The sequence below is a fragment of the Acinetobacter sp. WC-743 genome, from assembly GCF_000335555.1.
GTDB classification, from domain to species: Bacteria; Pseudomonadota; Gammaproteobacteria; order Pseudomonadales; family Moraxellaceae; genus Acinetobacter; species Acinetobacter bereziniae.
Window position 1 is genome coordinate 1 of the sequence record NZ_AMFQ01000003.1, and the last position, 22,292, is coordinate 22,292.

General features: G+C 38.0%; 15 protein-coding genes, 1 tRNA gene and 1 pseudogene. 9 read left to right on the forward strand and 8 right to left on the reverse strand.

Annotated elements, in window-relative coordinates; translation table 11 throughout:
* Positions 1 to 4 precede the first annotated feature (4 nt).
* Positions 5 to 80, forward strand: a tRNA-Asn gene (locus ACINWC743_RS00095).
* 63 nt (positions 81 to 143) lie between these two features.
* Positions 144 to 593, forward strand: coding sequence for a DUF2726 domain-containing protein (locus tag ACINWC743_RS00100; RefSeq protein ID WP_009583875.1), 450 nt, complete (start codon positions 144 to 146; stop codon positions 591 to 593).
* A gap of 16 nt (positions 594 to 609) precedes the next feature.
* On the opposite strand, the gene mgtE is transcribed toward ACINWC743_RS00100, so the two are convergent.
* Both mgtE and ACINWC743_RS00110 read right to left on the reverse strand, forming a co-directional pair.
* A complete protein-coding gene (gene mgtE, locus ACINWC743_RS00105) occupies positions 610 to 1,947 on the reverse strand; it encodes a magnesium transporter (RefSeq protein ID WP_009583872.1) in 1,338 nt (445 codons plus the stop codon).
* Between the two features lie 244 nt (positions 1,948 to 2,191).
* Entirely contained in the window at positions 2,192 to 5,293 is a 3,102-nt protein-coding gene (locus tag ACINWC743_RS00110) for a multidrug efflux RND transporter permease subunit (RefSeq protein ID WP_009583873.1), read from the reverse strand.
* A gap of 272 nt (positions 5,294 to 5,565) precedes the next feature.
* On the opposite strand from ACINWC743_RS00110, the pseudogene ACINWC743_RS00115 reads away from it, so the two are divergent.
* Both ACINWC743_RS00115 and ACINWC743_RS00120 read left to right on the forward strand, forming a co-directional pair.
* Positions 5,566 to 6,710: pseudogene (locus tag ACINWC743_RS00115) on the forward strand (glycerophosphodiester phosphodiesterase).
* 141 nt (positions 6,711 to 6,851) lie between these two features.
* Complete coding sequence (locus ACINWC743_RS00120) at positions 6,852 to 7,226, forward strand: diacylglycerol kinase (protein WP_009583866.1); 375 nt, start codon at positions 6,852 to 6,854, stop codon at positions 7,224 to 7,226.
* Positions 7,227 to 7,454: 228 nt separating this feature from the next.
* Here the strand turns inward: ACINWC743_RS00120 and groL are convergent, their stop codons facing one another.
* From groL to ACINWC743_RS00140, 4 genes are all read right to left on the reverse strand, one after another.
* Positions 7,455 to 9,089: a chaperonin GroEL gene (gene groL, locus ACINWC743_RS00125; RefSeq protein WP_004828344.1), complete on the reverse strand. Its 1,635-nt coding sequence runs from the start codon at positions 9,087 to 9,089 to the stop codon at positions 7,455 to 7,457.
* 101 nt (positions 9,090 to 9,190) lie between these two features.
* On the reverse strand, positions 9,191 to 9,481 hold the full coding sequence (locus ACINWC743_RS00130) for a co-chaperone GroES (RefSeq protein WP_004828341.1): 291 nt from the start codon (positions 9,479 to 9,481) through the stop codon (positions 9,191 to 9,193).
* 208 nt (positions 9,482 to 9,689) lie between these two features.
* The gene (locus tag ACINWC743_RS00135; RefSeq protein WP_005030697.1) at positions 9,690 to 10,445 is read right to left on the reverse strand and encodes a metallophosphoesterase family protein; all 756 of its coding nucleotides are present in this window, start codon (positions 10,443 to 10,445) and stop codon (positions 9,690 to 9,692) included.
* A complete protein-coding gene (locus ACINWC743_RS00140) occupies positions 10,426 to 11,367 on the reverse strand; it encodes a diacylglycerol/lipid kinase family protein (protein ID WP_009583876.1) in 942 nt (313 codons plus the stop codon). The genes ACINWC743_RS00135 and ACINWC743_RS00140 overlap by 20 nt, the downstream gene beginning before the upstream one ends.
* Positions 11,368 to 11,774: 407 nt before the next feature.
* Between ACINWC743_RS00140 and ACINWC743_RS00145 the strand changes: the two genes are divergently transcribed.
* The 3 genes from ACINWC743_RS00145 (at position 11,775) to ACINWC743_RS00155 (ending at position 16,601) form a co-directional block, all read left to right on the forward strand.
* Positions 11,775 to 13,607, forward strand: a complete 1,833-nt coding sequence (locus ACINWC743_RS00145) for a phosphoenolpyruvate carboxykinase (GTP) (RefSeq protein WP_004828335.1) — start codon at positions 11,775 to 11,777, stop codon at positions 13,605 to 13,607.
* A 286-nt stretch (positions 13,608 to 13,893) separates the two neighbouring features.
* The gene (locus tag ACINWC743_RS00150; RefSeq protein ID WP_004828334.1) at positions 13,894 to 14,772 is read left to right on the forward strand and encodes an ATP-grasp fold amidoligase family protein; all 879 of its coding nucleotides are present in this window, start codon (positions 13,894 to 13,896) and stop codon (positions 14,770 to 14,772) included.
* Positions 14,773 to 15,287: 515 nt separating this feature from the next.
* The gene (locus ACINWC743_RS00155; protein ID WP_005030703.1) at positions 15,288 to 16,601 is read left to right on the forward strand and encodes a spinster family MFS transporter; all 1,314 of its coding nucleotides are present in this window, start codon (positions 15,288 to 15,290) and stop codon (positions 16,599 to 16,601) included.
* A 150-nt stretch (positions 16,602 to 16,751) separates the two neighbouring features.
* Here ACINWC743_RS00155 and glpD read toward each other — a convergent pair whose 3' ends face one another.
* Positions 16,752 to 18,281, reverse strand: a complete 1,530-nt coding sequence (gene glpD, locus ACINWC743_RS00160) for a glycerol-3-phosphate dehydrogenase (RefSeq protein ID WP_009583874.1) — start codon at positions 18,279 to 18,281, stop codon at positions 16,752 to 16,754.
* A 141-nt stretch (positions 18,282 to 18,422) separates the two neighbouring features.
* Entirely contained in the window at positions 18,423 to 19,178 is a 756-nt protein-coding gene (locus ACINWC743_RS00165) for a DeoR/GlpR family DNA-binding transcription regulator (protein ID WP_005030709.1), read from the reverse strand.
* Positions 19,179 to 19,633: 455 nt separating this feature from the next.
* On the opposite strand from ACINWC743_RS00165, the gene ACINWC743_RS00170 reads away from it, so the two are divergent.
* Complete coding sequence (locus ACINWC743_RS00170) at positions 19,634 to 20,953, forward strand: MFS transporter (RefSeq protein WP_009583867.1); 1,320 nt, start codon at positions 19,634 to 19,636, stop codon at positions 20,951 to 20,953.
* A 170-nt stretch (positions 20,954 to 21,123) separates the two neighbouring features.
* Positions 21,124 to 22,283 (forward strand): IS3-like element ISAbe12 family transposase gene (locus tag ACINWC743_RS00180; RefSeq protein ID WP_085947547.1). Its coding sequence is split into 2 segments (ribosomal slippage): positions 21,124 to 21,361 and positions 21,361 to 22,283, totalling 1,161 coding nucleotides; the frame shifts between segments, so codons are not numbered across the junction.
* Positions 22,284 to 22,292: the final 9 nt, after the last annotated feature.

Here is a 22,292-nt window from a genome sequence, read left to right on the forward strand (position 1 = left end):
AGATTCTCCAATAGCTCAGTCGGTAGAGCGACGGACTGTTAATCCGCAGGTCCCTGGTTCGAGCCCAGGTTGGAGAGCCAAATTCTAAAAACCCACTCAGATTTGAGTGGGTTTTTTCTTGCCTATCGCATACTGTTTGATTTATGTCATTTGATTCTTATCAGGCTTTATTTTTATTTATCGGCTGTATTGCAACAATTGCTTTGCTGATTGCCTGCTTTGGTCGTTATTTATTTCAACGCCAACATTATTATGCAAAGCGTGTGATTACACCGTTTGAACAGAAAATGTTTTTGCGCTTGAATGAGACTTTTCCCCAGTACCATGTACTTGCACAAGTTGCTTTTAGTGCCTTAATTGACTGTGATCAATTCAAGTTACGTCCCAAATTCAATCGTAAAGTCACTGACTTTGTACTGCTTAATCCACAACTTGAAGTGATTGCAATTATTGAACTTGATGATCCGAGTCATATTGGTAAAGAACATATTGATGCACAACGGGATGCCATGCTGATACAAGCGGGTTATCAAGTATTTCGCTATACCGAAATCCCAAGCAGCCGAGAACTGAAAAAAGATATTGCCAATTAAAATACTCAGAAAATACTTATAAAATAATCGAAGCAATGCATAAATAAACAATCACTCCAGTTGCATCACAGATTGAGGTCACCAAAGGTGCCGAGGCGCTTGCTGGATCTAGCTTTAAACGATTCAAGATGAACGGTAAACTCATACCAATTAAGCATCCCATCAAGACAATGCCCATCATACTCAGTGCGAGGACCAAAGCGACCATTGCATCCCCTCTAAAATAGCCAAGGATGGAGACTGCTATCGCCATTGTTCCACCCAAACATAATCCAACTAAACTCTCTCGTCCAATCATATATAACCAATCTTTTAAATGAACATCCCCAGTTGCCAAAGCTCGAACCATCAAGGTTGCAGATTGAGAGCCAGCATTTCCCCCACTTCCGACAAGCAAAGGCAAAAAGAACACCAAAACAATATTCTTGGCAATGATGTCTTCAAAATGTGCGATACCAAATCCAGACAATAAGCTGCCAAATACCAAAATGACCAACCAAAACACACGTTTCTTATAAAGATAATGAATCGGTGCTGTTTTAATGCTCATTTTAGGAGAAGAAGTTACAGCACTGGATTTTAAAAAGTCTTCTGTCGCCTCTTCAGTCGCAATATCCATTGCATCATCATAGGTCACAATACCCACTAAACGTTGCTGCTGATCGACAATAGGAAGTGCAATAAAATCATAATAATGCAATTTTTCAGCAATACTTTCTTGGTCTTCGTTTACATCCCCCATGATCAAGTCTGTACGCATAACATCCGTAATATTTTGATTAGGATCAGCCAAAATCATTTCACGTAAAGAAGCCACACCCAAAAGTTTATGATCTGGATCTACAACATAGATGAGATAGACTGTTTCACGATTTTTCGCGATCTTTCTGATTTGTTCAATCGCTTGGGTAATATTCAGTTTTGGTGACACTGCCACATAATCTGAACTCATGATTGCCCCAGCAGACTCTTCTGGATATTTGGCTAGATGTTGAATCTGTTGCTGGATTTCTGGACTAAGTTCAGTATAGATAGACTGTTGTAATGAATAAGGTAAATATTTAAATAAATCCGTCTGATCATCTGAATGCATCTGCGAAAGAACTTGAATCAGGTTCTGCTTTGGCAAATGTTCAGCAATTTTAAGCTGTTGATCTAATGATAAAAATTCAAGAATATAAGCAGCATTAGGCAGATGCTCTACCAATGTCACCTGCTCACTTAAGGATAAATCACTCAACAATTTGGCTATATCAGCGTCATTGATTTGATCAAAATGTTGTTCAATAACATCAAATTGGTGGTTTTGAATAGCTTTTTCTATTTTTGAAATTAATTCTAAAGAAAATTGCATAAGAAAATCCAAAGTTGATCACGCTTTTGCACAAATACTGGACTGTAATGCTAGGAAAATAAAGCGCTTTTTTGTTGTTAAAATTACTTTCTAATTTGAACAAAATATATTTTAGTTTGACTATTTATCATGTGACGTCTAGATCATACACAGACTTGGTTTAACCTCGTCTGCGCATACTCATGGATACATTGATTTACAAGCGCAGAGATCTAGAACATAGCTCAATTTTAAAATCATGCTTTTACGATTCAGTTGATACTTTAGACTTAAAAATGCTTCGAATTAGCACATACATAAATGGGATAAACAGCAACACCAAAACTGTTCCAAAGATCACACCACCCAGTACACTTACGCCAATTTCTTGGCGGCTTGCAGCGCCTGCACCGAAAGCAAGCACTAAAGGGATTACCCCAGCACCAAATGCCAATGAAGTCATCAAAATTGGACGTAAACGTAGTCCTGCACCTTCGAGTGCTGCTGCAACCGCTGTTTTGCCTTTTTCTTGCGCCAATGCTGCAAATTCGACGATGAGAATGGCATTTTTACACGACAGACCAATTGTCGTCAGCAAAGCGATCTGAAAGTAAATGTCATTAGGGAACCCTGCCAATTGACTAAAAATAATATTTCCTCCAATCCCTAAAGGAATCGCAGCAATCACAGCCGTTGGAATAGACCAACTTTCATATAATGCAGCCAAACATAGAAAAATGAATCCAATTGAGATTAAGTACAGTAACCATGCTTGGCTACTGGATTTCTGTTCTTCAAATGATAAACCACTCCAAGCGACATCAATCCCCTGTTGTTGGCTAATCAACTTCTGAATATCATTCATTGCCTGACCAGAACTGGTATGCGGCGCGGTATTGGCTTCCATTTGCAAGGCTGTATAGCCTTGGAAGCGGTTCACTACATCTGGTCCACCTTCCCAAGCAATGGTCGAAAAATTACTGAATGGAATCATTTGATTTTGTGCATTACGAACAGTCCATACCTCTAAATCTTCAGGTTTTGAGCGGAACTCAGCATCACCCTGCATCATGACACGTTTAATACGACCACGATCTATAAAGTCATTTACATAAGAACCACCCCATGCAGCTGACAAGGTACTATTAATGGCTGTTTGACTTAAACCATTTGCCAATGCCCTTTTTTGATCAATATGAATTTTTAACTTAGATTTGTCTGGATTTGACTTCTTATCTAAATTTTCAAAAGTTAGGAATTGTTTCGCTTGAGTTTGTAAAACATTAAACTGCTGATCAAGGTATTTCCGCCCTTGACCATTCACATCCTGAATCCAAAACTCTAAACTATCACTATCACCCAAACCATTCACAGAAGCAGGCAAACTCACTGTAATCCGAGCATTTGGATTCTTGTTAAAATACTTTACCGCACGCTCACGAATCGCTTGCGCAGAATTTTCTGAACCAGAACGATCATCCCAATGTTTGAGCGCAACGAAACCTGTACCTAGGTTTTGTCCTGTACCAGAGAAATTACGACCATAACGAATCAGAACAATATCGACATTTTGCTTTTCTTTTTCCAAAAAGTATTTGCGTATATTTTCACCAACCACCTGACTACTCGACATCGGTGCACCATCTGTTAAACGGAACTGTACACTGAGCATTCCTTGGTCTTCACTTGGAATAAAACTGGTGGGTAAAGCGCGATAAAAAAGTGCAAAAACGACAGTTAAACCAAAAAATAATGTCAAAATCACCCATTTTAAATTCAAGGTTTTTTGAATAAGTTTGATATAACGCTGTTTTAAGTTTTCAAGTTTGGTGTTAAACCAAGTCGCCCAACGCATAGGTTGAGGATTAGGTTTTAAAATAATTGCACATAATGCAGGTGTCAGTACCAATGCAACCACCAATGACAATGCCATTGCTGCAACCAATGTGATTGAAAACTGCCGGTAAATTACACCAGTCGACCCAGTAAAAAATGCCATTGGAATAAATACAGCAGTCAATACGACGGTGATCCCAATCAAAGCACCGGTCATTTCTTGCATTGATTCAATAGAGGCTTGCTTTGCGGTTAAGCCCTGTTCATGCATCAAGCGCTCTACATTTTCAACGACAACGATGGCATCATCCACCAGCAAGCCGATTGCCAACACCAAAGCAAACAAGGTCAGTGTATTGATACTCATCCCCAGTGCAAACAGTACTGCAAACGTCCCTAAGATAACGATCGGTACGGTAATGGTTGGAATGAGTGTGGCACGCCAACTTTGTAGGAAAATAAACATCACCAAAACAACCAAAACGATCGCTTCAAACAATGTTTTAACAACTTCTTTTATCGACTCTTGAACAAACGGTGTGTTATCTCGTGGATAAACAATCTTGTAACCTTGTGGGAGCTTTTCAGAAATCTTGGCTAATTCTGCTTTAATCAATGCCGATGTCGCTAAGGCGTTGGCACCCGAAGATAAAGAGATGCCCATCCCTGATGATGGATAGCCATTGATGGTATTAAATGATTGATAATTTTCAGCGCCTAATTCAACGCGTGCAACATCTTTTAAATAAACATAGCTTCCATCAGTATTGGATTTCACAATAATATTTTTAAATTCTTCTACAGTTCTTAAACGAGAGCCTGCGGTCACTTTTGCATTTAAATATTGATCTGAAGCAACGGGCAAATCGCCAACACCACCTGCAGCAACCTGTGTATTCTGCGCTTCAATTGCGCTACGAATATCGCTTGGCATCAGCTGATACTGTCGCAGTAAATTTGGATTAAGCCAGATTCGCATTGCATACTGCGAACCAAATACATCTACCTCTCCAATACCCTCAATACGAGATAATTCTTGTTCTATATGATCAGCGAGATAATCGCCGAGTTCAATATTATTGCTTTTTCCTGTTTCATCATATAAACCCACTACCATAAAGGTATCGCCGAGTGATTTATTTACTGTCACTCCTTGGCGTTGAACAACATCTGGTAATCTGTTCAGCACCCCATTAATACTGTTTTGTACTTGAACCTGGGCAGTATCTGGATCAGTCCCATTTTCAAAGCTAATACTGATTCGAGCACGTCCAGACGAATCACTGCTTGAACTGAAATATAAAAGGTGATCAATACCTTTAATTTGCTGCTCTAAAACCTGTGTGACACTTTCTTCAACAGTTTCAGCGTCTGCACCAGTATAAGTTGTTGACACTGTAATCCGTGGTGGAGCAATATCTGGATAACGCTCAATCGGCAAATTAAGAACCGAAAAAACGCCTAAAGCCATAACGATAATCGCAAGGACACACGCAAAAATAGGACGTTGAATAAAAAATTTAGAGAGCATTAGTTTTGCTTCAGTGCCAAATGATTGTGGTTAAGATCGTGCTGAACATTAAATTCCGTTTATATTGATATTCTGTGACTTAGATCGAAAACTCAAGAAAAAATAACAGAAATCCGAATGATCAGCTTGAATATGAAGAAACTGTGGAGATCACCTAATCGTATACAGACCATCGCCATAAATAATTGCTTCAATCCCCTGTTTATGTCATCACAATGTCAATTTAACCACATAAACTGTGATCGATTTCTACACAATAATTTGAGTGAAAAATGAATAAAAAAGTATGGCTGATCAGCAGCAGTATGATATTTTTAACTGCTTGCAATGATGATAAAACAAATATTGTTACAACACCTGATTATAAAGAGCCTAAGATTATTATTGTTGGGCATCGCGGCGCAAGTGCTTTACGTCCAGAACACACACTTGAAAGTTATCAAAAAGCCATTGACGATGGTGCAGATTTTATTGAACCTGATCTCGTCTCAACCAAAGATGGTATTTTAGTCGCACGTCATGAAAATGAAATTGGCGGTACCACCAATGTCAGCACCTTAGCTCAATTTGCAGATCGCAAAAAAACTAAAATTATTGATGGGGTGTCTTTAACAGGTTGGTTTACTGAAGACTTCAATGCAAGTGAATTAAATTTGATTAAAGCACGTGAAAGAATTCCAGCATTACGCCCAAACAATACGCAATATAATGATCAATTCAATATTCCTACCCTTGAACAGATTATCGAACTTGCAGAAAAAAACTACAAAAAAACAGGAAAAATTATTGGCTTGTATATCGAAACCAAACATCCAACTTATTTTCAAAAGCTCAATTTAGGTATGGAAGATCCTGTATTGAAAACTTTAGCGAAATATCAATACACACGCGAAATTGCCCCAATTTATTTACAGTCTTTTGAAGTCAGTAATCTCAAATACTTTAAAGAACAATTAACACTTTACAAGACATTAAAGCATGCCAAAATTATTCAGCTCTATGATGACAAAAAGCAAGCCCAGCAGATTATGTTGCGCAAGGTCTGAAAACAACTTATGGCGATATGGCAACAGCACAAGGTTTAAAAACAGTCTCAACCTATGCCGATGGTGTAGGTCCATGGAAACCTTATATCTTTAATGATAGCTATACTGCACCATCTTCTTTTGTTGCTGATGCGCATGCAGTCAACTTAAAAGTGCATCCTTATACTTTCCGACCTGAAAATAACTTTTTGGCAGCAAATTTAAAATGTAGTAGCGCAGAAGCGGATGCTGCAAAACGTTGTGAAACGGGTGCCAACAAAGAATATGAAATGTATTTTAAAGCTGGAGTTGATGGACTATTTACAGATGACCCTGGTTTGGGACGTAAAGCACTAGATGCCTACTGGAAAGCAAATCCTATTCTAAATTAACACTTTAAGATTCAACTAAAATAAAGCAATCGTTTCAATCGCTTGCTTTATTTTTTCTAAACTGAGCATTTTTTGCTTAAAATTAATACCCATTTAAGTTTAAAATAATACACTTGTTCAAAAATATAGCAGCTTTGATTTATGAGTGATTATTCTCCATTTAAGGGTACAACAGGTTTTAAACGCATTCTTAATGCTACGGGTTATTCTTTAGCGGGTTTTAAAGCTGCTTATCAAAATGAAGCTGCTTTTCGTCAGATCGTTTGGATTAATCTAATATTAATCCCAATTACTTTTTTTCTTGATGTGAGTTCAGTAGAACAAGCCTTGATGATTGGGGTATGTTTACTGGCAATCATCGTTGAGTTGTTCAATTCAGCACTTGAAGCTGTGGTTGACCGAGTATCTTTAGAACGCCACCCGCTTTCCAAAAATGCAAAAGACATGGGAAGTGCGGCTCAATTTGTAGCGCAATCCATTATTTTCTTTACTTGGGTGATTATTCTTTTTAGGTAATTTTTAAACCTTTATATAAAAATAAAGCATTCTCAATATGTATGTTTGATCAACACCCAAATACCATTATTGATTTAAGCAGACAACTAAACTCTACTATTCTTATAAATCATCAGTATCTATTTTTATTTCACCAATAAATTCAAACCTTATTCAAAACCTCGCCCTGATCATAAAAAAATCCCCGCACAATGGCGGGGATTTTTTATGATCTGAGATCAGAATGACTTACATCATTCCGCCCATACCACCCATTCCGCCCATATCAGGCATAGCAGGTTTATCTTCAGGAATATCTGTGATCATACATTCAGTTGTTAACATTAAACCAGCAACAGAAGCAGCATGTTCAAGTGCAGAACGTGTTACTTTTGCAGGATCAAGGATACCCATTTCTAACATGTCGCCATATTGTGAAGTCGCAGCGTTGTAACCAAAGTTACCTTCGCCATTTTTCACAGCATTGATTACTACAGAAGGCTCATCGCCTGCATTAGAAACAATTTGACGAAGTGGTGCTTCAATCGCACGACGAAGGATATTTACACCTACAGTTTGGTCATCATTTGCACCAACAACACCGTCTAGCGCTTTAGCAGCACGTACAAGCGCAACACCACCACCTGCAACAACACCTTCTTCAACCGCAGCACGAGTTGCATGAAGCGCATCGTCTACACGGTCTTTTTTCTCTTTCATTTCAACTTCAGTTGCAGCACCGATTTTGATTACAGCAACACCGCCTGCTAATTTAGCAACACGTTCTTGTAGTTTCTCTTTATCGTATTCAGAAGTTGATTCTTCGATTTGTGCACGGATTTGAGTAACACGTTCAGCAATTTGATTTGCATCACCAGCACCATCTACAATCACTGTATTTTCTTTAGATACTGTGATTTTGTGCGCAGTACCTAAATCTTGTAGAGAAGCTTGCTCTAAAGACATACCCACTTCTTCAGAAATCACAGTAGCGCCAGTTAAGATCGCAATATCTTGAAGCATTGCTTTACGACGGTCACCAAAACCAGGTGCTTTAACAGCACACACTTTGATGATGCCACGCATGTTGTTCACAACAAGTGTTGCAAGTGCTTCACCTTCAACATCTTCAGCAATGATAAGAAGTGGCTTACCTGTTTTAGCAACAGCTTCTAAAACTGTAATCAATTCACGGATGTTGCTGATTTTTTTATCAACAAGAAGGATGAATGGATTTTCGAGTTCAGCTGTCAAAGTATCTTGTTTGTTTGCAAAATACGGGCTGATATAACCACGGTCAAACTGCATACCTTCTACAACGTCAAGTGCGTCTTCGAAACCTGAACCTTCTTCAACTGTGATTACGCCTTCTTTACCAACACGCTCCATCGCCTGTGCAATTAATTTACCCACAGTTTCGTCAGAGTTTGCAGAAATCGAACCAACTTGTTCAATCGCTTTGGTATCAGAAGCTGGTTTAGCCGTTGCTTTGATATTTTCAACAACAGCTTTGACAGCAAGATCAATACCGCGTTTTAAATCCATTGGGTTCATACCTGCAGTTACAGATTTGATCCCTTCATTTAAAATTGCTTGAGCAAGTACAGTTGCTGTTGTAGTACCATCACCCGCGATATCATTGGTTTTTGAAGAAACTTCACGAACCAATTGCGCACCCATGTTTTCGAATTTGTCTTTCAACGAAATTTCTTTTGCAACAGTTACACCATCTTTAGTGATGTGTGGTGCACCAAAAGAACGATCAATAACAACGTTACGACCTTTAGGACCTAAAGTTACTTTAACTGCATCTGCAAGTACATTTACGCCCGCAATCATTTTTGAACGAGCTGAATCACCAAATTTTACGTCTTTAGCTGACATGCTTAACTCCAATAATCTTTATTCTTTAACCATCTAATTTAAAAGTGGATGAGGCATATTGTTTTTAATTGATCAAAAACAACACACCATCTCGGTCTGAATTAACCTTCAAGTACCGCTAAAATGTCAGATTCTTTCATAATTAAAAGTTCTTCACCGCTTACTTTTACAGTTGTACCTGCATAAGTACCGAACAATACTTTATCACCAACTTTAACGTCTAATGCACGCACACCATTGTCAGTGATTTGACCATTTCCTACAGCAATGATTTCACCTTGTGCTGGTTTTTCAGCTGCAGAACCTGGAAGTAAAATACCGCCAGCAGTTTTTGTTTCCTCTTCAACACGACGAATAACTACGCGATCATGTAATGGACGAATGTTGCTCATATAAAACTCCATAGACATCGTCTAAATGTCATTGATTACTCAGGGAAGATGACTTCTTATTCCTAGGTCATCGACAAAATATTTGTATGTCACATTTGTGGGGATGGAAATAAACGCTTCAAGGGGAAAATTAAAAAAAATTTATCTAATTTGTATTTTTTTTATTCGTTCACGTCAGATTGTCAAAAAATTCAACCGATTTTTTTCATTATTGAGCAATAAATTCTTGTAATTGTTCATCAAAAAAATAGTGTTGAAATGTACCGTTTTCATGAATCACATTAAAACTATTTGGGATTTTTTTATGCAAACGACGAGACACAGCAGTACCTGCATGCACTTCATATACAGGATGAGATAAATTTAAAGTAAATGCTTGATTTAAATCATAGACTGCAACGAGATGTAAATGACCGTGCAATAAAGCATAGAGCTGATGCTGCCCCCATTCCTTGATTGCAAATTGTCCTAAAGCCGGACAATCTTTTAAATGATGATCTTCATTCGAAGTATAAAAAGGTTGATGACTGACAATAATTTTTAATTTATTGTCTGGCGCATCCATCAACAATTGATTGACACTTTCTATCTGTTCAAATGAGATATGCCCGCGTGTATGATAGCGACGGCGAATACTGTTCATACCAATCAAATAAAAATGCTGAGTCAACAATGTCCGCTCTAAACTGCCAAAAAATAATTGATACAGACCAAAAGGTCGAAATGCCCTGTTCCATACATGATAAAGCGGAATATCATGATTACCTGGGACAACAAAATATGGCGTTTTTAAAGATTCTAAAAATTGCTTACACGCATAAAACTCTTTAAATTTAGCACGTTGAGTCAGATCTCCACTCACCACTACAACTTCTGGTTGATGCTGTGCACAAAACCGCTGAATCGCCTGTATACATGCTTGACGCTCTGTTCCAAAATGCAGATCAGATAGATGTAGCAGCATGCGCAGGTACCATAATATTTAAAGCATTTTTCTCTACATGTAAGTTCAAAGGTGTATCCATTGACACAATTTCTCCATCAATCGCAACCGTTAGTTTAGGCTTTTTCGAATACACAATCACTTTATCTGCACCAAAGCTATACACATCTGATGCTTTTTCTAATTTTCCTCGAATGGTCTGAAATAGTGTTTTAAATAAAGTGACCTTATCCCCTTTTGCGATCACTACCCCTGCGATCTCTCCCACTTCAGCACATTTGGAAATTCGTAAATTTAATTCTTTAAGTTGTAGTTGATTATTTCCAAAAAAGATTAAAGGCGTTTTGACTGGATATTTTTGTCCATCCACCTCAATTTCGAGTTTGAGTTCTTTACGGTCTCGAATCAGTACATCCAAGCCTGAAGTATATGCATTTAAAGCAAAACGTCCAAAACGCCGATTGTAATCCTCTCTTTTTTTGATGAATAACGGATACAAACCCAAACTGGCATTGTTTAAATAAATTTGATCATTGATACATGCGATGTGGGATGCACGTGGTTCTCCTGTCGCAATAACATGAGCTGCCTCAAGCAGATTCAATGGAATATTCAAGGCACGTGCTACATAATTAAATGTGCCTAATGGCAAAATACCCATCGGAATATTTTGATGAAGCATTTGCGATGCAACAGCATTCAACGTACCATCACCACCTGCCGCAACAATAACCCCGAGTTTTGAATATTGTGCATGTCGTTGATAGATTTTTTTCATTAAGGTCTGAATATCGCCTTCTGTACTGATATCAAAAACCTGTATTTCAAAACCATGTGTGGTCCAGATGGTCATGAGTTTTTCGTAAACCTCATCTTTGTGATTTGCATGAAAACCTGATTTTTCATTGTAAATCATCGAAAGAGGCTTTAAATCTGTATCCATAAGTTTGATTATTGTGAAGTATTTGCTCTAATTTCGTCGATTTTCTAAGCAAATAAAAGCACCTTTATGTAAAATTCGAATTATACCCATTTATTAAATCAATAATAATTTTTTACAGCTTCTTATTTTCAAGTTATTGTTAATTATTATTATTTACAATAAAAATATTACTCATTGCTTTATTAAATAGTGTTAAATATCAACCAATAATTCCGCTTAAACACTAAAAATCAATCACTTACACCACCCCTTGGGTTAAGCATCTTTTAAGCCTTTAGTCTTATTTTTTTTATGAATATATGTTTTAATACGTCCACTTTTTTTCTTACTTAAATTTGAATGTTGTACCACTTCATTCAGGTTGTTATTTGTACACAAAATTGTACATATTTTAGATAGGCCTCACCATGACCCAAGTGAACGCACCAGAATTCGTTCGTCATCCTAAGCTCATTGCCTGGGTTGAAGAAATTGCTAAATTGACTAAACCTGCAAAAATTGAATGGTGTGACGGAAGCGAAGAAGAGAATCAACGTTATATCGACTTGATGATCGCTAACGGCACTATGCAAGCATTGAACCAAGAAAAACATCCTGGTTCTTATTTAGCGAATTCTGATCCGTCTGACGTAGCTCGTGTTGAAGGTCGTACATTCATCTGTTCTGAAAAACAAGAAGATGCTGGTGCGACTAACAACTGGGAAGCTCCTGCTGAAATGCGTGCTCGTCTTAACGGTTTGTTTGATGGCGCAATGAAAGGCCGCACAATGTATGTGGTTCCATTCTCAATGGGTCCATTAGGTTCTCACATTGCACACATCGGTATTGAAATTACTGATTCTCCTTATGTTGCTGTAAGTATGCGTAAAATGGCTCGTATGGGTAAAGCTGTTTATGACGTACTTGGCACAGATGGTGACTTTATTCCTTGCGTACATACAGTAGGTGCGCCTCTTGCAGAAGGTCAAAAAGATGTTGCTTGGCCTTGCAACCCAGAAAAATACATCGTGCATTATCCAGAAACACGTGAAATCTGGTCTTATGGTTCAGGTTACGGCGGTAATGCATTATTAGGTAAAAAATGTCTTGCTTTACGTATCGCATCTTCTATGGGTCGTCAACAAGGTTGGTTAGCTGAACATATGCTTATCCTTGGTGTGACAAATCCTCAAGGTGAAAAACACTATATCGCAGCAGCGTTCCCTTCTGCATGTGGTAAAACCAACTTTGCGATGCTTATTCCACCAGCAGGTTATGAAGGTTGGAAGATTGAAACTGTAGGTGATGATATTGCTTGGATTAAACCAGGTGAAGATGGTCGCTTATATGCAATCAACCCAGAAGCTGGTTTCTTTGGTGTAGCACCAGGAACAAATACCAAAACCAATCCAAACTGTATGGCAACACTTCACAAAGATGTGATTTATACCAACGTTGCGGTGACTGACAATGGCGAAGTTTGGTGGGAAGGCTTAACAAAAGAAGCACCTGCAAACTTAACCAACTGGAAAGGTCAACCACATGTTGCTGGTGAAAAAGCAGCTCATCCAAATGCACGTTTCACTGTAGCAGCTGGTCAATGCCCTTCTATTGATGCCGATTGGGAAAATCCAGCTGGCGTTCCAATCTCTGCATTCATCTTCGGTGGACGTCGTGCGGATACAGTACCTTTAATCTCAGAAGCATTCGACTGGGTAGATGGTGTATATAAAGCAGCAACAATGGGTTCTGAAACAACTGCTGCGGCAGTAGGTCAACAAGGTGTTGTTCGCCGTGATCCATTTGCGATGTTGCCATTTGCTGGTTACAACATGGCGGATTACTTCGCTCATTGGTTAGAACTGGGTGAAGAAGTAGGTGCAAAAGCAAAAGCTGCTGGCAACAAATTACCAGGTATTTACAACGTAAACTGGTTCCGTCGTGATGCTGAAGGCAACTTTGTATGGCCTGGTTTCGGTCAAAACATGCGTGTGCTTGAGTGGATCATTGACCGTTGTGAAGGTCGTGCAGATGCAGTTGAAACACCGATTGGCTTAGTTCCAACATTTGAGCAATTGAACTGGACAGGTTCTGACTTTACTAAAGCGCAATTTGATCTTGTAACATCTCAAGATAAAGATCAATGGATCAAAGAGATTGAAAGTCATACTGAATTGTTTAACAAGTTAGGTGACCGTTTACCTGCAGCACTTAAAAATCGTCAAAACGAGCTTTTAGAGGCTGTAAAAAAATCAGCTTAATTTAAATTAAGCATTCAAGAGACCGCTTTCGAGCGGTCTTTTTGCATTCAATCTATAATCATTGTGATGGATTAAAGGATTCAAGTAGTATGCTTTTCTAATTTTGAGTCACTATCGCATGCAACTCAAAAACAATTTAAACGGAATAACCGATTAAAATAAAGCCATTTGTATTCTAAATGTAATATTTTGCGTTAAATCCACAATATGATATTTTTGCAATACAAAAAATCCATATTTCCTCTATAATTAAAAAAATCATTCCTTTATTTTTTTATTCTTTCCCATGATTGAAAATATTATCTATACAGCGAAAGTCATTAGAACTAAATTTGTCTCTGACAAGAAATACCTTACAAAAAGATTTATTAATAAATTAGGTTACACACCTGACTTTGATAAACCAGAAAGTTTTAATGAAAAAGTAACTGCGCGCATGATCTATGAAAGAGCGCCTCTGCATACAAAACTGGCCGACAAGTTGACAGTGAGAGAAATTATTTCAGATAAAATTTGTTGCTCACATTTTGTACCTTTACTTGGTGTATACAAATGCTTTAGCGAAATTGAGTTTAATAAACTCCCGTCTAAATTTGTTTTAAAGTGCAATCATGATAGCGGTAGCGCAATCGTGTGCCATGATAAAAGTCAATTTGATATTAAAAATGCAGAACTAAAATTAAAGCATCATTTAAAACAAAATATGTATTTTAAAAAAAGAGAATGGCATTATAAAAATATTACACCGTTGATTCTGGCTGAAGAGTTTGTTGAATTATGGACAGATCCAAATAGCCAGTTAACGATTACCACCAGTCGAGTACATTGTTTCGAAGGTCAACCTAGATATATAGAAGTCGATGTTCAAGATAGTCAAGGCATTGATTATTCAAATATTTATGATACCGATTGGGTACTACAACCCTTTACAGTTGACTTAAAGAATAATAGCCCCTTAGGCTTAGCTCAACCGAAAAGTTTAAGCAAAATGCTGCAACTTTCTCAAGACCTTTGCTTTAAACATGGTTATAGTCGTATCGACTTTTTATTGGCTGGAGACGATGTTTTTTTCAGTGAAATCACGTTGACACCAAATGCAGGACGGATGGTGATTACACCAAGTGAATGGGATTTCAAGTTAGGCGCCCTCTGGAAAAGTTATTGATTTTTTTATTAAAAAATATAGTGAATCAATCCAGCAAGTAAAAGAGTTTAACGTTGGATTGTTTTTTTGGGTTTCCTCAATGGAAAGTGAACAATAAAAACCATGAGTTTTCCGCTTCATTTGTAATCACAAGCTTTATCACTTCATATTACTATTCTTATATAAATTATAGCGTTATAAATAAAATACAAAAACTTAAATTGCAGAGTATTAAAAAATATTGCTGCCATATGATGCTTATATCCAAATAAGGCACAGAGTTATTTATTTGTTTTAATTCCTACACAAATATCATAAATCTAATGACTATCCTTTTCTTTATTTGGTTATTTATCTAAAAAAACCACAATCAATTTAATTTCACTTGCATTTAATAAATATATTATATAGATTTTCTAAACAATATGAACAATAAGTGGTGGTTAAAAAAATTCCATCAATCGTAAAACAATACTTCTAAATCGGATCAAGTCGGATCGCTTGATCTTCCAAAAATAAACAAAGGAGTTGTTACCGTGAATAGCTTAATCCACAACAAATGGAAGATTTTGATTCTGTTGTTTCTAGCCAATACGATGAATTTTTTTGATCGTACAATTCCAGCCGTGGTCATTGAATCAATCAGATTAGAATATAGTCTAAATGACAAACAATTAGGAATGCTTGCTGCTGCATTTTCCTTAGTCTATGCCATTGCTGGCTTATATTTTGGAAAACTTGCAGACCGCAACTCAAGAAAAAAAATTATCGGTATAGGTTTAATCGCATGGAGTGGCTTTACCGCCATGAATGCACTTGCATGGAGTTATATCTCTTTTTTCATGGCTCGTGTAGGTGTTGGTGTCGGTGAGGCAAGTTATGCACCTGCTGCGAACTCTTTAATTGGAGATTTATTTCCACCTCAGCATCGCGCCAAAGCAATAGGTATTTTTATGCTCGGCTTACCAGTGGGAATGGTACTCGCTTTCTTCACCGTTGGTGGGATTGCACAAGCATTTAACAGTTGGCGTGCACCTTTTATCGTTGCGGCTGTACCTGGTCTGATCTTAGCCATCTGTTTTTTCTTTATTCGAGAACCTGCACGAGGCGCAGCAGAAGCTGAAAACTATCAAGCCAAAACTTCAAAGCAAAACAGTTTAGGAAGCCTTTTAAAAATCAAAACGCTACGTTGGATTATTCTTTCTGGCATTATGCAAAATCTTGCGATTGCTGCTGGCATCGCATTTCTAGTGCCGTTGTTCCTACGTTATTTTGGGTTAACCTTAATCCAAGGCTCATTACTTGCAGGATGTATTATCGGGATAACAGGTTTAATCGGCTTAACACTTGGCGGTGTCATTGCAGACAAGATTTATCAAAAATCTAAAAAGGGTCGTTTATTGTTCGGAGCACTGTGTTTATTGATCTCGGCGATTATGATTGGATTAAGTCTAATGCTGAAAAGCCAAGCTGTGGTTTTATTTACAGTATTGTCTTGTCTCGGTTGGCTTGCAATGTACAACTATTACACAACCGTCTACCCTGCTATTCAAGAAGTTGTCGAACCCAATCAAAGAGCAATGGCTTTTGGTTTATGTCTTGCGATCATGTATGTATTAGGCGGTGCATTTGGTCCACTTCTGGTTGGTGCACTTTCTGATCATTATGCAAATGCCGCAATGACTGTATCAGGTGCAACAGGGATTACGGATCAATTCCGTGCCATCGGTTTACACAAAGCCATGATTATTATTCCAATCACCTTATTACTGAGTGCCGTATTCATTTATATGAGTGCACAAACATTTATGAAAGATGCGCTTACATTGCAGCAGCCAAATGAATCATAAAACACAATGTTCAAGATGAAAGGATTCAGTATTCGAAGTTGGATGGTTATGGTTTGAGGTTAAAAGTTTAATTTTTAAACTTCAATATTCAAATTGAATCTACAAAATACAATAAAGCCAATGCTTGATTCATTGGCTTTATAAATTGCATTATGCAACATCTTTTTGCAATCGACGTTCATGTAACTCAAGCAAGTAGGCATCCAAAAGATCAATGTCATCCTGTTTAAATTCAAGATATAACTTGCTACGGCGACTCAATATATCCTGACTCGTGATTGCCCATTCCTGATCGACTAAATAATCCACTTCTTGCGCATAAAGCCCATGCCCAAAACTTTGCCCAAGCTCATGCACTGAGCTGGAATAATTTAAAAACTTCCATACATAAGTGCCATAAGCATGTGCCCAGCGACTTGCTGTATCTAAATCAATGCCTTTGATTTTAGTCTGGATCTCCAAGATTAAATCTTCTACTGAGACCAAGTTTTCTGCACCAGGTAATAAAGCATGTGCGGTCCAAGATTGTTGCATTTCAGGGAAAAACTTTTTCAGTTGCTCAAGTGCTGATTCAGCAAGCTTGCGATATGTCGTCAACTTGCCACCAAAAACCGACAATAAAGGTGCTTCACCTGAATGTTGTTGAGAAAGTGCTAAAGTATAATCACGCGTGATTGCTGCTGGGTTATCAGATTCATCATCACACAATGGGCGCACACCTGAAAAAGTGCTGACAATATCATTTTGGCTCAGTTGTGTCTTAAAATGATCATTGGATACTTTTAAAAGATAATCAATTTCTTGTTGAGTGATTTCAACTTGATTAGGGTCATCATGATATTCACGATCTGTGGTTCCAATCATGGTGTATTGGTTTAAATAAGGAATCGCAAAAACGATTCGCTGATCGTCATTTTGCATAATATAGGCTTTATCACCTGCATAAATTTTTGGCACAATGATATGGCTCCCTTGAACCAAACGAATGCCATAAGGTGATTTTAATTTCAAATCCTGTTGGATAAATTGTGCCACCCAAGGACCTGCAGCATTGACCAATACTTTGGCTTGAACTTGATATATCCCTTGTTCATTTTCAAGTTGGATTGTCCACACAGCATTTTCACGTTGCGCAGCAATACAACGTGTTTGACTAACAATCTTTGCACCCTTTTCCCGTGCCTGCATTGCATTGAGAATCACCAAACGAGAATCATCAACAGCACAATCGGAGTATTCAAAACCACGAGTAATATCTTTATTTAATGGGCTGGTTTCAGGGTTGAATTGGACTAAATTTGATCCTGGCAGTTTTTCTCGTTTGCCCAAATGATCATAAAAAAATAAACCCGTACGGATTAGCCAAGCTGGTCTAAGGTGCGGTTGATGAGGCATGATAAAACGCATTGGACGAATAATATGTGGGGCTTTCGCCAGTAAAACTTCACGCTCTGCCAAAGCTTCACGAACCAAGCGAAATTCCTTATGTTCTAAATAACGTAAACCACCATGAATCAATTTACTACTGGCGGATGAGGTATGACTTGCCAAATCATCTTTTTCACAAAGCAAGACCGATAAACCACGCCCAACTGCATCATTGGCAATCCCAACACCATTAATTCCACCTCCAATCACCACGATGTCATAACAAGTTTGTGGTTCGTTCATTTGCATCATAACATCACCTTTTGATTGAAGAGTTTTAACATATTTTCGTTTATTTTCATTTAAGAAAATAATAGAGACTTTTTTTGATCAATGTCTATTCGATAATCAATAGATTTGCAACTGACATTTAAGCTCGTCATTGAATAAAGCCTAAACCACAATCAAATTCACTTCTGCCGCATTGATTTGTTGAATATAAGCTTCAGCAGGCTGTTGATTGGTAAAAAGACGATCAATTTCTCGAAGATGCCCCATGCGCATCATTGCATGACGACCAAATTTACTATCATCTACAGCTAAAAAAATCTGTCGAGCACCCGCAATAATTTCTTGAGAGACTGAAACTTCCTGGAAATCAAAATCCAATAACGTCCCGTCTGCATCAATTCCACTGATGCCAATCACGGCATAATCCACTTTGAATTGTTTAAAAAATTCAGATGTCGCCTGCCCAATGACCCCGCCATCGGGGCGAACTTTGCCACTGGCAATAAGCACTTCAAAATCTTCTTTTACACTTAGGATTTTGGCAACATTTAGATTATTGGTAATAATTTTAAGCCCTCGATGTTGCAATAAAGCGACAGCAATTGCTTCTGTCGTTGTCCCGATATTGATAAATAAAGAAGCATAATCTGGAATAGCTTTTGCCACAGCAACTGCAATACGCTGTTTTGCCTCTGCGTTATGGCTCATGCGTGTACTGTATTCAGTATTGGTCACACTTGAGTCTATCGCAGCACCGCCATGATAACGTCGCAACAATCCAGCATCAGCCAACTGATTAATATCTCTGCGTACAGTTTGCGGTGTCACTGTAAATATCTGCGCAATTTCTTCAATACTGATATATCCCCGTTGTTTAACCAGTTCCAAAATTTGCTGTTGTCGAATCATGAAGTTCATAAATGCAAACCTTATTGTTTTATTTTAGAAAATGAACATTTAAATACATACATTACATAAGTTCTTGTTATTCAGCTAGCTTTGAATCTTAATTCTCAATACTGATCGTTTTTTTATTTGAGTACTTTTCACACATTTGACTCATTTCCACCCAACACTTTATCTGTACTAAAAACAGCCACCCATTAAACTATTTAAAATTAAATAATTGTTTTAAAAAAATTATTCTTTATTTTAGCCATTCTTAAATAACTATTGATCCTGAACAAAAAAAAGGCATACGACCAAAGTCTAATAAGGGCAACCTTCATTCTTGCGTATAACGAGCTGTGTAATGATTTGTATCTCTCCGCAGTACTGATTGAAATTCTCTCTTTTTGATTTTTCTGTTTAGATTTTCACCCCAAATGAACCCTAAACAGGCTATGTTTTGCATATTCTTTTGGAGAATTGCCTTGTCCAATTCATCACCTCAGGTTGCTCCTTCGCAACTTGATAGAAAAACTCGTTTCAAATCTATACTTGGTGGCTCAGCTGGTAACCTAGTTGAATGGTATGACTGGTATGTCTACGCCGCATTTACGCTCTACTTTGCACCAGTGTTCTTTCCAGAAGGTAATGAAACAGTCAAGCTTCTCCAAGCTGCTGCTGTTTTTGCTTTAGGTTTTTTAATGCGCCCGATTGGCGCTTGGATTATGGGAATTTATGCCGATCGTAAAGGTCGTAAAGCTGGTTTAACGCTTTCTGTATCATTGATGTGTGTCGGTTCTTTAATTATCGCTTGTGCACCGTCTTATGATTCTGTCGGTATGCTTGCTCCAGCGCTTCTGCTCTTTGCTCGTCTCTTACAGGGCTTAAGTGTCGGTGGTGAATATGGTTCAAGTGCGACATATTTAACTGAAATGGCAGGAAAAAATCATCGTGGTTTCTTCTCTAGCTTTCAATATGTCACCTTGATTTCAGGACAGTTGTTAGCACTATGCGTATTGATTATCTTACAACGCACACTTTCAGAGGATGCCTTGCATGCTTGGGGATGGCGTATTCCATTCCTCATCGGCGCTTTGTTAGCCATTGTTGTATTCTGGATTCGTCGTGGCTTAGTTGAAACTGAATCAGCTAAACAAGCGCAAGAACATGCCAAAAATGGTGGTGAAAAATCAGGAGCATTTGCTTTATTCACCAAGTATCCTAAACAAGCATTTACCGTTATCATGTTAACTGCTGGCGGAACCTTGGCCTTCAATACATTTACCACCTATTTACAAAAATATTTGGTTAACACCTCTGGCTTTGAAAAGACTACTGCCACAGAAATTACCACGGCAGCGATCTTTGTCTTCATGCTGATTCAACCTGCTGTTGGCGCACTTTCAGATAAAATTGGTCGTAAACCAATTATGATCACCTTCGGTGTTTTGGGTGTTTTATTCACTATTCCTATTTTCAATGGGCTTGGTTCAACCACAGACCCTAAAACTGCATTTTTCTTATGTATGAGTGGCATGGTGATTGTAACTGGCTATACTGCAATTAATGCGGTAGTTAAAGCAGAACTGTTCCCTGCTCACATTCGCGCTCTGGGTGTTGCGTTACCATACGCTTTAGCAAATACAATCTTTGGTGGTACAGCTGAATTAGTGGCATTAAGTTTTAAAAATGCAGGTCACGAAAACTATTTCTTCTACTACATCACGTTTATGATTGGTCTATCTTTAATTACTTATATCTTTATGAAAGATACTAAGAAAAATAGCTTAATCACAGATGATTAATCAAAATCCAAAAGTAGCTTAGATGGATTAAAACAGCTTTCTTATGCAAATTAGAAAGCTGTTTTAATTTGAACAATTCAATCATCGAGAAAATCACAATGATCCTAGCCAAAGTAATGGACACACTGTCCCTCTGAAGATAATGTAACGTTAACTTTGGAGATGTACACATGGCTAAACGCTTTAGTCCAGAATTTAAACAGCAAGCAATTGATTATGCACTTGCGAACTCACATGAATCATTAGCATCAATTGCGGTAAAGCTTGGTGTTGGTTACTCGACACTTGATAAATGGATTCGTACTGCTAATCCAGAAGGATCAAGCAAACGTCAGTTAACACCTGAGCAACAGCGAATATTAGATCTAGAAAAAGAAGTCAAACAACTCAAAGAGGCAAATGACATACTAAAAAAAGTGCATGTGTATTTCCTCACCGATCAAGGCAAGAGAAGTACACGGTAATCAAAGACTTTGCAATGGAAAAGGTTAAAGTCACTGTACTGTGCAAACAATTAGGTGTCAGTACTTCGGGGTTCTATGCATGGAGAAAACGTCAGGTACGTATAGCAAAGCAGTATGATGATTTACAAGCGGTGTATTGGCAGCACCACGCTCGTTTAGGTGCACCATCCCTCGTTCATGATATGCATGACCTAGGTTACAGCATGAGTGAGCGCACAATAGGTCGAATGCTTAAAAAACTAGGATTACACAGTAAAATTGCCCGTAAATATAGGCATACGACTGATTCAAATCATCGTTTGCCAACAGCACCAAATTTGTTAGATCAACAGTTCACTGTAACTGAGCCAAATAAGGTCTGGACGACTGATATTACGTATATTCGAACGAAGGAAGGCTGGTTATATTTATGCGTGATGCTAGATCTATTTAGCCGACGTATCGTCGGTTGGCAGACAAGTACACGAATAGATCGTCAATTGGTATGTGATGCGTTTAACTATGCACTTGCACGTCAGGGTTATCCAACAGGCTTGATGATTCATTCGGATCAAGGCAGTCAATATTGCAGTCGCGATTTCAGAGCTGTATTACTGACAAATAAGGCAATACAAAGTATGTCACGTAGGGGAAATTGTTGGGATAACGCAGTAACAGAAAGTTTTTTCCATACATTGAAAGGGCATGTGGTACATGACAGTGTATTTTCTACAAGAAAAGAGGCAAATTCGGTCTTGTTTGAATATATTGAAGTTTACTACAATCGAATCAGAAGGCATTCTGCAAATGGTTGGTTAAGCCCTGAAGCTTTTGAGCAGAAATATTTTAAGAATTTAGAGGGAAGTACTGTCCACGATAGTGTCTAGGATCACAAA

What these genes read in the sequence shown, in the direction of transcription:
- glpD (WP_009583874.1), bottom strand. Translation starts at nt 18,281, where the DNA reads ATGATGCAAATGAACGAACCACAAACTTGTTATGACATCGTGGTGATT.
- ACINWC743_RS00100 (WP_009583875.1), top strand. Translation starts at nt 144, where the DNA reads ATGTCATTTGATTCTTATCAGGCTTTATTTTTATTTATCGGCTGTATT.
- ACINWC743_RS00145 (WP_004828335.1), top strand. Translation starts at nt 11,775, where the DNA reads ATGACCCAAGTGAACGCACCAGAATTCGTTCGTCATCCTAAGCTCATT.
- ACINWC743_RS00120 (WP_009583866.1), top strand. Translation starts at nt 6,852, where the DNA reads ATGAGTGATTATTCTCCATTTAAGGGTACAACAGGTTTTAAACGCATT.
- ACINWC743_RS00140 (WP_009583876.1), bottom strand. Translation starts at nt 11,367, where the DNA reads ATGGATACAGATTTAAAGCCTCTTTCGATGATTTACAATGAAAAATCA.
- ACINWC743_RS00165 (WP_005030709.1), bottom strand. Translation starts at nt 19,178, where the DNA reads ATGAACTTCATGATTCGACAACAGCAAATTTTGGAACTGGTTAAACAA.
- ACINWC743_RS00150 (WP_004828334.1), top strand. Translation starts at nt 13,894, where the DNA reads ATGATTGAAAATATTATCTATACAGCGAAAGTCATTAGAACTAAATTT.
- ACINWC743_RS00135 (WP_005030697.1), bottom strand. Translation starts at nt 10,445, where the DNA reads ATGCTGCTACATCTATCTGATCTGCATTTTGGAACAGAGCGTCAAGCA.
- ACINWC743_RS00130 (WP_004828341.1), bottom strand. Translation starts at nt 9,481, where the DNA reads ATGAGCAACATTCGTCCATTACATGATCGCGTAGTTATTCGTCGTGTT.
- ACINWC743_RS00110 (WP_009583873.1), bottom strand. Translation starts at nt 5,293, where the DNA reads ATGCTCTCTAAATTTTTTATTCAACGTCCTATTTTTGCGTGTGTCCTT.
- groL (WP_004828344.1), bottom strand. Translation starts at nt 9,089, where the DNA reads ATGTCAGCTAAAGACGTAAAATTTGGTGATTCAGCTCGTTCAAAAATG.
- mgtE (WP_009583872.1), bottom strand. Translation starts at nt 1,947, where the DNA reads ATGCAATTTTCTTTAGAATTAATTTCAAAAATAGAAAAAGCTATTCAA.